13 protein-coding genes are annotated in these 12,849 nt (G+C 40.7%); 7 read left to right on the top strand and 6 right to left on the bottom strand.

Annotation, left to right across the window (positions count from 1 at the left end):
• Nucleotides 1-4: 4 nt before the first annotated feature.
• Nucleotides 5-361, top strand: a complete 357-nt coding sequence (locus VUI23_RS02565) for a hypothetical protein (protein WP_216049786.1) — start codon at nucleotides 5-7, stop codon at nucleotides 359-361.
• 13 nt (nucleotides 362-374) lie between these two features.
• On the opposite strand, the gene VUI23_RS02560 is transcribed toward VUI23_RS02565, so the two are convergent.
• A complete protein-coding gene (locus tag VUI23_RS02560) occupies nucleotides 375-1,565 on the bottom strand; it encodes a tetratricopeptide repeat protein (protein ID WP_303501297.1) in 1,191 nt (396 codons plus the stop codon).
• 55 nt (nucleotides 1,566-1,620) lie between these two features.
• Nucleotides 1,621-2,370, bottom strand: a complete 750-nt coding sequence (locus VUI23_RS02555; protein WP_216049784.1) for a ferredoxin--NADP reductase — start codon at nucleotides 2,368-2,370, stop codon at nucleotides 1,621-1,623.
• A 172-nt stretch (nucleotides 2,371-2,542) separates the two neighbouring features.
• On the opposite strand from VUI23_RS02555, the gene VUI23_RS02550 reads away from it, so the two are divergent.
• The 3 genes from VUI23_RS02550 (at nucleotide 2,543) to VUI23_RS02540 (ending at nucleotide 5,493) form a co-directional block, all read left to right on the top strand.
• The gene (locus VUI23_RS02550) at nucleotides 2,543-3,607 is read left to right on the top strand and encodes an agmatine deiminase family protein (RefSeq protein ID WP_216049783.1); all 1,065 of its coding nucleotides are present in this window, start codon (nucleotides 2,543-2,545) and stop codon (nucleotides 3,605-3,607) included.
• Between the two features lies 1 nt (nucleotide 3,608).
• A complete protein-coding gene (locus VUI23_RS02545) occupies nucleotides 3,609-4,502 on the top strand; it encodes a carbon-nitrogen hydrolase (protein ID WP_216049782.1) in 894 nt (297 codons plus the stop codon).
• 97 nt (nucleotides 4,503-4,599) lie between these two features.
• Nucleotides 4,600-5,493: a hypothetical protein gene (locus VUI23_RS02540; RefSeq protein WP_342806700.1), complete on the top strand. Its 894-nt coding sequence runs from the start codon at nucleotides 4,600-4,602 to the stop codon at nucleotides 5,491-5,493.
• Between the two features lie 8 nt (nucleotides 5,494-5,501).
• Here VUI23_RS02540 and VUI23_RS02535 read toward each other — a convergent pair whose 3' ends face one another.
• The 4 genes from VUI23_RS02535 to VUI23_RS02520 all read right to left on the bottom strand — a co-directional run bounded on the left by VUI23_RS02535 (nucleotide 5,502) and on the right by VUI23_RS02520 (nucleotide 9,305).
• Complete coding sequence (locus tag VUI23_RS02535) at nucleotides 5,502-6,110, bottom strand: glutathione S-transferase family protein (protein ID WP_342806698.1); 609 nt, start codon at nucleotides 6,108-6,110, stop codon at nucleotides 5,502-5,504.
• Nucleotides 6,097-6,531 (bottom strand): DUF4112 domain-containing protein, encoded by a 435-nt coding sequence (locus VUI23_RS02530; RefSeq protein ID WP_216049779.1) that lies wholly within the window; start codon nucleotides 6,529-6,531, stop codon nucleotides 6,097-6,099. Before VUI23_RS02530 ends, VUI23_RS02535 begins: the two co-directional genes overlap by 14 nt.
• Nucleotides 6,528-7,607: a ferrochelatase gene (gene hemH / locus VUI23_RS02525; protein WP_342806696.1), complete on the bottom strand. Its 1,080-nt coding sequence runs from the start codon at nucleotides 7,605-7,607 to the stop codon at nucleotides 6,528-6,530. Before hemH ends, VUI23_RS02530 begins: the two co-directional genes overlap by 4 nt.
• A 99-nt stretch (nucleotides 7,608-7,706) precedes the next feature.
• On the bottom strand, nucleotides 7,707-9,305 hold the full coding sequence (locus VUI23_RS02520; protein WP_216049836.1) for an AbgT family transporter: 1,599 nt from the start codon (nucleotides 9,303-9,305) through the stop codon (nucleotides 7,707-7,709).
• A 699-nt stretch (nucleotides 9,306-10,004) separates the two neighbouring features.
• Between VUI23_RS02520 and VUI23_RS02515 the strand changes: the two genes are divergently transcribed.
• From VUI23_RS02515 to VUI23_RS02505, 3 genes are read left to right on the top strand one after another with little or no spacing between them, the layout of a single operon-like run.
• Complete coding sequence (locus VUI23_RS02515; RefSeq protein ID WP_216049777.1) at nucleotides 10,005-10,556, top strand: hypothetical protein; 552 nt, start codon at nucleotides 10,005-10,007, stop codon at nucleotides 10,554-10,556.
• A gap of 11 nt (nucleotides 10,557-10,567) precedes the next feature.
• A complete protein-coding gene (locus VUI23_RS02510) occupies nucleotides 10,568-12,337 on the top strand; it encodes an OmpA family protein (protein WP_342806694.1) in 1,770 nt (589 codons plus the stop codon).
• Nucleotides 12,338-12,357: 20 nt separating this feature from the next.
• Complete coding sequence (locus VUI23_RS02505) at nucleotides 12,358-12,849, top strand: Rab family GTPase (RefSeq protein WP_216049775.1); 492 nt, start codon at nucleotides 12,358-12,360, stop codon at nucleotides 12,847-12,849.

Below are 12,849 nucleotides of genomic sequence, written 5' to 3'. Positions count from 1 at the left end.
AATCATGATCTATGTTTTTCACGCACAAGATAAACTAATGGACTTGCTGGCTAATGTGGAAAACGAAAGAGTACTCATTTCTACAGTCATCCAGAATATTCATTTATATCAGTTAGCAACACGGGTTAAACACTCAGAATTAGATATCGCTTTTGCTGCATCTGGTGGACCAACCGCATGGGTAAATGTCGATAATTTATCTGTGGATTACGCGCCAGAGCCTAGCAGACAATCTAAATTTGGAGACGTTTTGGTGGAGATGGCAAACGGTTTTGCAAACCTATCTACACCGGCGGGTTTCATTCCGCTGATTGATGTAATTGAACGTAACGGCCAGTTGTTAAAAAAACAGTTAAATTAACGGGTTTTAGAAACTAGTTTTTTTCTATGGCTAATACCTTCAATTTTGCCTGATACAAGACTTTATCTTGAGGGGTAAAGGTTAATTCCACCGCTGTATCCATATTCTGCTTGGCTGATTCTATTTTGCCCATTTGATAGTAGGTTTTTGCTAAACCGAAATAACCTTCATGCAAGTATGGAGCAGCTTTAACCGACCTTTTAAAATATCGCAAAGCATAGATAAGCTCATCTCTATCAAAATGTCGATTAGCGATATCGTACCAACGATAGGGATTATCATCCTCAATGGACGATAGCTTTTCCTGCAAACGTGATAGTTCATCTTGTCGGTTTTGCTCTGTTAGTAGCATTGCATAGTTGCTTAAAATATTGACTGAGCCCGAGGTGTTATTTAAAGCGTAATGATAAATTTTCTCAGCCCTCGCTAAGTCACCCAGGTTTTTGTATAAAACCGCAAGCGTGTTTAACGTTTCTGGATCTTCACTGTTGATTTCCATTGCTTTAGCTAGCAGCGAATAGGTAAGGTCATAATCTTTAGCGATTAAACTATCGCCCGCTAAATTTTGGTAATACATTGATAAGAATTGCGATTCATTCAGAAAGTCACCTCTTACATTTCCCTTTTCTGGGAAGTAATCGATTATCATTTTTTTTCTAGCAACAACAATTTCGTTTTCCTTAACCTCCGTTTCCGGCGCAAAGACATGGGTTCTTACGTGCGACGATAAGGTCATCACGTTATGGTAGCGCTGATAAATTGGCGCAGCATTTACGCGCTGGTAACGAATGTCTAAATCCACTAAATTTGCCAATGCTGTGGTTAAAATCGCCAATGAAAGACAGTTACCACTGTGCTTAGTTAGGGCATCAGATGCAGTATAAGTATCCCCTCGGTAATCAAAACCATACAGAATCATATCTAAATAGTTGTAGAGACGTTCATGTCCTTCAATATGAGCGTTTTTTTCGGCAAAATAATAGGCTTCGAAGTCCTCTTGCTGCTTTTGTGTCAACTGAAAAATATCATCGACAGAAGCGACTTCTCTAGGCGTAAATAAAGTAGATTGCCAACTCAAAGACACTTTAGGTTCATGTTTATTTTGCAATGAATCATCAGACGTCACTACATTAGCAGTTTGACAAGCTCCCAACCCAATTAACATTGCTAAGAGTCCAATGGTTTTCAATGGCTGTCTTTTCATTCACTTTATCCTTAAACATATACTGTTGCGTCACAATTCGTTAATACTGAGCAACTTACCAATACCGCTCTACACTAATTTGTCCAGGCGAACGACGCAGGTGCTTTTTCAGACCAAAAGCCGAAAGAACCTCTAATGTATCTTTAATCATCTCAGGGTTGCCACACAACATAACCTGACAAGTGATGGGATCAAATTCAAATCCACAACTTCGTTGTATATCACCGTTTCTAATTAACTCAGGAATACGTCCTGTCAATGCATCAGCGCACTGCTGGCGGCTAACAATAGGCACAAAATGAAACTGCGTAGACTTAAGCTCGAGCCATTTTTGAATTTTCTGTTGGTAGGCTAAATCGCTATTGTGTCTTACACCATAAACCAGCACCACATGCTTATACTTTGTCCAAATTTCATCACTTTCTAATATCGATAGAAAGGGGCCGATCCCCGTTCCAGTGGCGATCAGAAACAATATGTCGCTTTGTGGCACTTCATTTAAAACCAAAAATCCAGTTGCAGGTGACATCACTTTCACGCTATCCCCTATTTTTAATTCATGTAATTTAGGGGAGAGACTGCCTTGTTCAACGGGAACTGCAATTATTTCCAAATACTCGTCGTTCGGCGAGTTGACCAATGAATATGGTCGAGATAGAACTGTATTATCGGCTTGAGTGAGACCCACTTTGGTAAACTGACCTGCCACAAATTTAGGAAACTGGTCACATTGAAATTGCAGACTAAACAAATGATCATTCCAATCAACTCGATTCACAATTTTTCCATCATGCCATTGCGCCATAATTTGCTCCAAAGTTGATAATATTGCGGTTAACTTAACATGCTCATTGGTAAAGTCCATTGGCTTAATCAAAAGACCACGGATCTGGTTTTATTGACTACAGATAAAAATGTACCGTTACATTATTGGTTGAGGTTATAATTTCCGCAGAATCTAATTACCCAAATAACTCATGAATCCAGAATTTAAATTGTTGCCTGAATGGCATGCCCAAGAAGCCATTATTTTAGCGTGGCCAGACAAAAGAACCGATTGGAAACCTTGGTTAAAAGAGGTCAGAAATACTTATAAGCAACTAATTGAAGCCATAACCCAAAATAATACAGGGGTGATCTTACTGATTAGAGAGCAAGAAGTAGATACTGCTAAGGAGCTCCTCAAAAATTGTTGCAAATTAATGTTTGTGATTACTAACTATAACGATACCTGGTGTAGAGATTATTGTTTCTTAACATTGCAACACGATAAAAAAATGCAGCCCATTGAGTTTACCTTTAATGGTTGGGGCAATAAGTTTGATGCATCTTTAGACAACAAGGTTAACGCAAATGTGTTGGCAAAGCTGTGTAAAGAGCCCCTTAAAAGTGTTGAGTTAGTAGCAGAAGGCGGTGCGCTAGAAATAGATCAACACGGCCATTTATTGTCAACCGCTTTGTGTTTACAAAACCCACAACGTAATGGCGATTTGTCGCTTGCCGCCTATCAATCCATGTTTATTAAACACTTGGGCGCTAGTCGCGTTAGCATTCTAGAAAATGGCCATTTAGAAGGCGACGATACAGATGGACATATTGATACCATAGTGCGATTCACTGAAGACAATGGTGTTGTAATTCAATCCTGTTTTAACCGACCAGAGGACACTCATTTTAGCGGACTAAATGCCCTTGTGAATGAATTAAAAGTACTGTTACCTCAACATGAAATTTTTGAGCTACCCCTACCAAATATAGTCAATGAAGTTGGTGAGCGCTTACCTGCATCTTATGCAAATTACCTTATTTCAAATCATCAGGTATTGTGCCCTATATATCGTCAACCTGAAGATCAACTGGCTCTGGATATAATCGCAAGTGCCTATCCAGATTACACAATAGTGCCCATAGATAGTTTGCCTTTAGTTCAACAATTTGGCAGTGTGCACTGTATTAGTATGCAGATCCCGAAGGGGACATTAAAACCTGAGGTGCTCGACAACCTTAGCGATGGCTTAACTGTTTATGGATGTGATGCATAAAATGAATAAAAACAAGTTAAAAGTTGGCTTGGTGCAACAAGCGGTTGCTAGCAACGACAAAAACCAAAATTGGGAAAAAAGTGCCAAGCAAGTTGCCAAACTTGCAGCTGATGGTTGTGAGTTGGTGCTGTTACAAGAGCTGCACAGTACCCTTTATTTCTGCCAAGAAGAAAATACCGATTACTTTGATTTAGCAGAGACGATTCCAGGTCCTGCAACCGATTACTTTGCAGAGTTGGCCGCTAAACATAATATTGTTTTAGTTACGTCATTATTTGAAAAGCGTGGTTCCGGTCTGTATCACAATACTGCCGTGGTGTTTGATCGCCAAGCGGGTATGGTTGGAAAGTATCGCAAGATGCATATTCCAGATGATCCCGGGTTTTATGAAAAATTCTATTTTACCCCTGGAGACTTAGGCTTTGAACCCATTGACACTAGTGTTGGTCGACTAGGCGTATTGGTCTGCTGGGATCAATGGTATCCAGAAGCAGCTCGATTAATGGCGATGGCAGGAGCAGATATGCTGTTTTACCCTACCGCAATTGGCTGGGACAACACCGACACTGCGGACGAAAGAGAACGTCAATTTAATGCATGGCAAACGATTCAACGCTCTCATGCCGTGGCCAATTCAGTTCCTGTTATTGTGGCTAATCGCACAGGATTCGAAGCATCTCCGGTAGCCGGTGATCCTGGTATTCAGTTCTGGGGACAGAGCTTTATCACTGGACCTCAAGGCGAAGTACTTGCTCAAGCTAGCAGCGACAAAGAAGAAACCCTGATGGTAGAGTTAGATTTAGCAAGAACAGAAAAAGTTAAACGAATTTGGCCTTATTTTAGAGACAGACGCATCGATGAGTATCAAGACATCACCCGTAGATGGCGAGATTGAGCGATAAAAGTTCAGAATTGCATTTGATTCCTTCTTATTTTTGCGCAATTGACTATTATTAGGTCGACGAAAATTAAGTAAAAGACAAAGGTCGTTTATGGCTCCAATCAAACCTAGCATAATGATTTTTATTAGGCCGCTGACCTTTGTCGTATTCTTTTTCTCTTCATTGACTTCAATGTCATTAAATGCGCAACCAATCAAATATATCGACAATACAGATAGTGTAGACAAACACGGCGCTTATTTTATTAGCGTATTGAAGTTGGCGCTCGAAAAATCCAAAGTGAAATACGGTGACTATGCAATCGAGGGCGTACCTGTTGCAATGCGTCAAGAAAGACAGTTCAAGAGCATCGAGTCGGGGCTAATTGACCTAATGTGGACAGTCACATCAACTCGTCGAGAAGAAAACGCGTTAGCCATACGCATTCCTCTTTTAAAAGGGCTCATTGGGCACAGAGTATTGGTAATTAATAAGACCAAAGAAGCCAGCTTTGCAAACATTAAGAGTCTTGCTCAACTGGCGGAGCTTAGCGCCATTCAGGGACACGATTGGCCGGACGTTTATGTTTTAGAGAATGCCGGATTAAAAGTCGAAAAGACCATATCCCACAGTTCGATGTATAAATTAGTTGCAGGCAATATTGTCGACTACTTTCCCCGATCTTTGCTTGAAGTGATTGAGGAAATGGAGAGCAATGGTGACGACAGTTTAATAATCGATCCGCATCACCTATTAGTTTACCCCAGCGCGATCTATTTTTTCGTCACTAAACAAAATAAGCAATTAGCCGAACGTATCGAATTCGGCTTAAAAGCAGCGCTAGCAGATGGTTCATTCGATACACATTTTTATGCCTATCCTGGTCATTCAAAAGCGTTGCAGCAAATTCCTGTTGATAACCGGATTATATTTAGGCTAGAAAATCCAATCATGTCGAATTCCACGCCCATACAAGACAATTCTCTCTGGCTTAATTTAAATTAAGTCAGTGATTACGCACTGGCGCTGGGCCTAGCACTGACCGAGTCATACCAACGCTGCAAGTTAACTTGGTCATCTTTGAGCTTGATTTTTACCACTCGCGCAAAATCAATTGCACACATAGCGGTAATATCAGCAATGGAAAAAGTATCTCCAGCTACATATTCACTTTGCCCCAAGCGTTTCTCAAGCACATTGAGGTATTTACTCGCAGAAATCCCTGCTACTTCCCCGTATTCTGGTACAGGGGTCATGCGGTCTTTAAAATAGCCTGTGGTATGCTGAAAGCACATACCTACCTGCATAAACAAAGCGAATTCAACTTGGCGCTGCCACATTTCAATCTGTGCCTGTTGTAGTGGAGTCGTGCCCATTAACGCAGGCTCAGGTTGTAATGCTTCGAAATATCGACAAATTGCCACAGATTCACCAATACAAGTGCCGTCGTCTAATTCAAGGATAGGAACTTTTCCGATGGGATTTTTCAAGCGCATTTCGGGGCTAATATTTTCACCTTTTGCTAAATCCACTTGCACGTATTCCATATCAATGCCTTTTTCGGCTAGAAATATTCTTACTCTTCTAGGTGTCGGCGCTGTATGGGTGTCATAAATCTTCATTTTTAGTATCCTGCCAATTTGCCAATGTTTGTTGGGTATGAGCATCAATAGCTGCTTTGTTTTGACTCAGCCACCAGCGCTCCATTATTCGTACATTCGATTGATTTGATTTGTAAAAAATGTCTGCAATATCGCCTATAAAGGGCACTAAACCTAACACAAAATCAATAACACTATTCTTTAACATTTTTAAAATTAGCGGGCCGGGTAAACCAATACTTTTGCCCAATATAATGATCACAGCGCCCACGATTAACATGACCATGTCGCCAATCCCAGGAATCAATCCAATGATAAAGTCGAGGCCGAATTTTACTTTAGTAAACGGTATCCGTACCGCCGTATCCGACATATTGGCTAGCTTTTGCGCCAGTACCAAAGCTTTTGGCGCGGCAATAGAAGCTGCGGCGTTACCATTCATATTGTTGCACCCTTAGCTTTAGCTAAATTTGCTCGAGAAGAATTGTCTGCTGCCAAATCCCAACCATGAAGATTACTGTCAATGATAGATGCCATCATATCGATGTGCGCAGGATCATCATTAAGGGCAGGAATATATTCGTAACGTTTTCCTCCGGCCTCTAAAAAATAGTCACGATTTTCTACGCCAATTTCTTCTATCGTTTCCAGACAATCAACAGAGAATCCAGGGCAGACGATTTGGACTGACTCAACACCGGATTTTGGAAGGCTTTGCAAGGTATGATCGGTATAAGGTTTTAACCATTCTTCGCGACCAAATCTAGACTGAAAACAAATTAGAAATTGATCTTTTTGCAACCCTAAGTTTTCAGCAATTAAGCGCGAGGTCTTGTGGCACTGGCAGAAGTAGGGATCACCATTAGTTAAATAACGTTCAGGAATGCCGTGGTAGGAAAATATTAATTTGTCAGCACGTTCATGTTGTTGCCAATGCTGACGGATTTTGTCCGCGACTGCTTGTATGTATTCAGGGTGATCGCAGTATTGTGAAATAAACCTCAGATCAGGTATCCAACGACGTTTTTCAAAATCTGCGGCTATGGCATCAAATGTAGATGCTGAGGTAGAAGCACTATATTGCGGATACAAAGGCAAAACCACTAACTTACGTACACCCTGTTGCATCATCTTTTCAACCGTGCCTGAGATGCTAGGTGAGCCGTAGCGCATAGCAAAGTCAACTATCACTCCTTCGCCATACTTTGCTTGTATTGTCTTTTTCAGTGCCGCAGCTTGGTTTATTGAATGGATCATCAAAGGTGAGCCCTCATCTTCCCACACAGTTGCATAGGCTTTAGCTGAGCGCTTGGGACGAATATTTAGAATCACTAAATTGAGAATCATCCACCACAACAATCGGGGAATTTCAACCACTCGCGGATCGGATAAGAATTCTTTTAGATAAGTTTTAAGAGCCTTCTTAGTCGGCGCTTCCGGTGTACCTAAGTTGGTTATCAATACACCTATTTTATCTGGCTGGTTGTGCTTAAAGTTCGGACTGCCTGTATATTTCATTAATGACTTGGTCTCAATTTTATAAGTTTTACGCACTAATCACGTAATTGGATTAGCGCACAAAACTTAAAGCTAAACAATGCAAACCGCTAACGGTTATCAGCCTCCATTATATAGCGTTTCTACATTTGGTCCTACAGGCATCCCTAACCAAAATACCCAAACATAGAAAAGTAACGTCCAACCGACAAAAAAGGTGATTGAATAGGGTAACATTGTTGCAATTAACGTCCCCATGCCCAAATCCTTTTTATAACGGGCTGCAATGGCCAAAATCAATCCAAAGTAACTCATCATCGGCGAAATGACATTGGTGACAGAATCACCAATTCGATAGGCAGCTTGAATCACTTCAGGAGAATAACCAATTAGCATTAACATAGGTACAAATATAGGCGCCGTTACTGCCCACTGGGCCGAGGCACTACCCAACGACAAGTTCACTATGCCGCACATCAATATAAATAAAATAAACACTTCTGGGCCATCTAAGCCAAGCACAGTTAACAAGGATGCACCTTTAACCGCTAAAACTGTTCCTAGATTAGTCCATTTAAAGAATGCTACAAACTGTGCAGCAAAGAATACTAAGGTAATGTAAAGACCCATCGACCCCATGCTTTTAGACATCGCATTGATTACGTCTTTGTCATTTTTCATGGTGCCAACGATTTTGCCGTACACGAAACCCGGTATTGCAAACGTGATAAAAATGAAGGCCACAATGCCTTTCAAAAATGGCGAGTAGGCAACAAGTCCCGTTTCAGGATGTCGTAAGATGCCATTTTCCGGCACGATCGTAAGCGCCAATAAAATACATAAAATAACAAAGGACAGACCGGCCATTTTAAGACCTTTCTTTTCTAATGCACTGGGTGCTGTCATTTCTTGTTTTTCTAACTCAACCGAAGCTTCACTAGGATCATATTTGCCTAGTCTCGGTTCTACTATTTTCTCAGTTACAAACGCCCCCATAGCGGCAACCACGAAGGTACTTACAATCATAAAGTACCAGTTTACTTCTGGACCAACCATGTAATCAGGTTCAATCATATGTGCTGCTGATTCAGTAATACCAGATAATAACGGGTCTACTGTGCCTAACAACAAATTCGCGCTGTAGCCGCCAGATACACCTGCGAAAGCTGCGGCCAAGCCCGCTAATGGATGACGGCCAAGGGAATGGAAAATCATTGCCGCTAGTGGAATCAACACAACGTAGCCAAGTTCAGATGCCGTATTCGATAAAATACCGGCCAATACTACGGTAATAGTAACCATGCGTTCGGAGGCATTCATTACCATTGCTCGCATCGCCGTTGAGAGTAAACCTGAATGTTCTGCAACTGATACGCCAAGTAAAGCAACCAACACAGTGCCTAGCGGTGCAAACCCTGTAAAGTTCGTCACTAACCCCGTGACAATCCGTTGTAGTCCTTCGGCATTAAATAACGAAATGACTTCAATCAATCCATCCGGATCTCGCCCTTTGGCCCCTAACGGACGCGGGTCTAAAACGGCAACATCAAAATAACCAAGAATACCGCTGAGAATAACAATGAAAAGTGCCAGTAAGGCGAATAGGGTTATAGGGTGCGGGAGTAAATTACCAAGCCATTCTACTGTTGCCAGAAACCGTGAAAACCATCCCGTATTTTGTTCATCTGAAGACTTATTGTTTGTCTGATCTTGTACCAAAACTATTCCTCTGTCTTTACGGACTTTATCACCAACTCCATTGGGCATAAGTCCTTATTATTTTTTTGCATATGATAGCGAAATAAATCCGCAAAGTGCAGTCTATGACACAAATAAGCAGTTGTAGACAGATTTAGGGTGGTTGCTTATACAAGGTTAAAGCTTTCAATCATTCGCGGCATATACTTATCGTTAGCCGATTAAGCCTCTACATTTACAGCTTGCTGTAACGAATCTTTTGCAGTTGCACATTTTCTTCAATCGACATAACTTCGCCATTAACCCCAGAATTTAATGTTTTTTCCAACTTTTACTCTAATTGTGCAGGTGTTATTAGATCAATATTTTAATTTCGAAAGGCAGCAAACCTAAGTTAATCGCCGCAAAAATAGAAAACACGATCAAACTTGTGGGCGATATTGTTACGTCACTAAACCGCCTTAAAACGAAATTGATAAAACAAAGCACAAGATACTCATGTAGAGATTGTAGAAAGCGGTAAAGGAGACGTTTCAGTATGTGCGGCGGTAATAAGGTTTATCCAATTAACCGGAAATAACCATATATCAGCGGTTTAAAGATTTACTAGGCGCGAAAATAATGGATAGAAAAAGTAATTAGCATCGATTATTTCCCGTGCATAAAGTTGTTTATTTGGGCTATGATTGATTATCGGTGTTTAAGCAGAAGGAAGTGAAAGTGGCGAATAACAAGTCAGACAATAAAACCGTAGTCGATGAGACCCCCAATATCAGTAGCGAAACCCCATCAGAACTAGCTACTTTACGACAAATAGTGTTCGGTGCTGCACAAGCAGATATTGAACATAGGTTGTCAGATTTAGAAAGCCGAATGTTAGAACGCTTCCAACAAGCTGAACAAAAGTTAGCAGAACACGTCAAAGACCTGAATAAATCCATGCACAATGGCTTTGAAGATTTACAGCTTAAAGTTAACTCAGTGGACAAAGTGTACGAAGATAAAACCTCTGAACTTAACGCCTATGCCGACAAACTATCTTCTGAATTAGAAATGTCAGACACCAATGGCCGTCAAGAGACTGACGAACTGCATACTAGAGTTGATAAAGAAGTTGCCATGCTCACCGAGAAATATGACGCTCGATTTGCCGAAGCGTTGGAAAGGTTGGATCAGGTTACCAAAGAACTCAGTTCAACTAAAACAGATAGGAAGACGTTGGCCAAACTACTTGCAACCATGGCTGTTAATTTAGAATCTGACGAAGATTAAAGCCAATTTTTATGGCTGACCATCCAAATAACAGCGAACCACATGAAGATGACGTAGCCATGCAACAGCTGCGTGAGCTTTTATTGGGGAAAAATCGAGAACAAATTAAACAAGTCCTCAAAGACAATGCGCGTGAAATTGTCGGCGAGGTTGTGATTGAAGCGATTCACGATCGGCAAAAACGCAATGACGAATTCACCAACGTGCTGACTCCCGTCGTGCAGCAGTCAGTGGAAAAATCAGTCAAAGAACAGAGTGAACAATTTGTTGGTTATTTATACCCACTTGTAGGTCGCTTAGTTCGTAAATCTGTCACCTCATTTCTAAGTGAATTTTTAGAAAAAACCAATGTATTAATTGAAAATAGCCTGACGTTTAAAGGGATGGCCTGGCGCTTTAAAGCGTGGCAATCAGGCGTAAGCTTTTCTCAATATGTGGCGAGTCAAACTTTCGTATTTAAAGTTGAGCAAGTTTTGTTAATCCACCGGGAAACTGGGATTTTACTTAATTCGGTATCTCAATCGGTTAATGAATCTGCCGATGGAGATCTTGTTTCAGCAATGCTGACGGCAATAAATGACTTTGTATCTGATTCATTTAATTCACAACAAGAATCCACAGAACAAAATCTAGAGGTTATAAAAACCGAAGATTTTTCGTTGCTGATAAAGCGCGGGCCAAGGTTGCTTTTGGTCGCTGCTGTTACGGGTAATATCCCACAAGATATATCTACCAAATTTGAAATTACCAATGAGTATATTCATAAGCTCTATGCCAAAGAAATTGCTAATTTCAATGGCGATACTATTGTGTTTGAACCCACCTCCCAACAACTTCGAGATTGTTTGGTTGCGGAGATGCGCCCGGAAGCAATAAAAAAACGAAAAAGAAAACCGATTCTCGCCATTGGTTTGCTGTTACTCATTTTCATCGGATTAGGCTATTTAGGATTTAACAATTACCAACACACTCAACTACTAGAAAACGTTTCGCAAATCGGTAAACAACCGGGTATCATCATAAGTAAATTAGAACGAGCAGGATGGCAGGATATCAAGCTGTCAATCTTACGTGACCCCGAGGCCATAACCGTAAGGCAATGGATGTCTGAAAAGCAAATCGATACCAGCAGTGTACAAGTAATTGAAAAACAATATTTATCCCTAGAAGCACCATTGGTTAAGGCTAGACTCAAAAAGTTATTAGACCGATACCCACAAATAAGCGTTGATTGGCAATCTTCTGTACCTGTTTTAAGCGGTGTACTGCCAAACGTTCAGCGCTTAGCGTTAGCCAGAGAAATACATGCCATTCCAGGTTTAACTTATGCGGAAGAGTTAATTTCTGGGATCAGCGCCGAAGAATTGGCTACAATCAATGATGATAGTCCAGAAATACTCTCGGCACTTTTCGAAATCAATAGGGCAAAAATAGATAGTACCCAGGTTGAATTTGAACAAGGCCAAAGTGAACTCAACGAAAAGGCACAAGAGCAATTAGCTGCCCTAGCGAGTTACCTTAAAGCAGCGATTGAATTGTCTAAAAAATTGGAGTTAAATGTAGGCTTGATTATTATGGGCGCAAGTGATTCAACTGGCTCCATGCAATTTAATCAGTCTTTAAGTCGAAAACGGGCATTAGCAGCTCGGCAATTTTTAGTTGAGCAAGGAATTGAGGCTCAGTATTTAAATGCCATAGGATTGGGTGTTGTAGAAAATAAAGCGTCGGGCTCAGGATTACGTAAAGTGATTTTTAATATCATCAATTTTAAGACTGATTAAATAAGGACATCAACCGCATTATGTTGCAAAAAAAGATTTGCCTACTTGGCCCCTCGGGAGTAGGGAAAACCAGTTTGGTAAAGCAATTTGTTGAAGGTATTTTTTCTGAAAAATACCTGACCACAATTGGTGTCAAAATTGATAAAAAACTTGTAGATTTAGTAGTCGAACAAGTGCAACTTATGATTTGGGATTTAGAAGGGATTGACCGCTACTGTGGGTTTCAACCTAAATACCTTAGAGGGGCCTCAGCTTACGCAATAGTAACCGACCAAACACGCTCTCAAAGTCTTGTAGAAGGAATGGAAATTCATCGCATGGTAAGAGAAATAAGCGATATTCCTGCAATTCTAATTATTAATAAAAGCGACCTTGATGTAGCTTGGCATTGGACTGAAAATGAGCTCAATGGCTACAGCAAAGAATTTATTCGCAGTTTTTCAACTAGCGCCAAAACAGGCGACCAGGTTGAAGAAATGTTCAAATTTATCGCGCAACTAACGTTGAATTAA

The sequence above is a fragment of the Alteromonas sp. M12 genome, assembly GCF_037478005.1.
Lineage (GTDB): Bacteria > Pseudomonadota > Gammaproteobacteria > Enterobacterales > Alteromonadaceae > Aliiglaciecola > Aliiglaciecola lipolytica_A.
Note: the sequence above shows the minus strand (reverse complement) of the source record. Positions and strands in the feature narration are given on the sequence as shown.

Excerpts from the sequence above, each read along its gene's own strand:
- VUI23_RS02555 (WP_216049784.1), bottom strand. The coding sequence starts at position 2,370 with ATGGCGCAATGGCATGATGGAAAAATTGTGAATCGAGTTGATTGGAAT.
- hemH (WP_342806696.1), bottom strand. The coding sequence starts at position 7,607 with ATGAAATATACAGGCAGTCCGAACTTTAAGCACAACCAGCCAGATAAA.
- VUI23_RS02560 (WP_303501297.1), bottom strand. The coding sequence starts at position 1,565 with ATGAAAAGACAGCCATTGAAAACCATTGGACTCTTAGCAATGTTAATT.
- VUI23_RS02550 (WP_216049783.1), top strand. The coding sequence starts at position 2,543 with ATGAATCCAGAATTTAAATTGTTGCCTGAATGGCATGCCCAAGAAGCC.
- VUI23_RS02535 (WP_342806698.1), bottom strand. The coding sequence starts at position 6,110 with ATGAAGATTTATGACACCCATACAGCGCCGACACCTAGAAGAGTAAGA.
- VUI23_RS02505 (WP_216049775.1), top strand. The coding sequence starts at position 12,358 with ATGTTGCAAAAAAAGATTTGCCTACTTGGCCCCTCGGGAGTAGGGAAA.
- VUI23_RS02565 (WP_216049786.1), top strand. The coding sequence starts at position 5 with ATGATCTATGTTTTTCACGCACAAGATAAACTAATGGACTTGCTGGCT.
- VUI23_RS02540 (WP_342806700.1), top strand. The coding sequence starts at position 4,600 with ATGGCTCCAATCAAACCTAGCATAATGATTTTTATTAGGCCGCTGACC.
- VUI23_RS02510 (WP_342806694.1), top strand. The coding sequence starts at position 10,568 with ATGGCTGACCATCCAAATAACAGCGAACCACATGAAGATGACGTAGCC.
- VUI23_RS02530 (WP_216049779.1), bottom strand. The coding sequence starts at position 6,531 with ATGAATGGTAACGCCGCAGCTTCTATTGCCGCGCCAAAAGCTTTGGTA.
- VUI23_RS02545 (WP_216049782.1), top strand. The coding sequence starts at position 3,609 with ATGAATAAAAACAAGTTAAAAGTTGGCTTGGTGCAACAAGCGGTTGCT.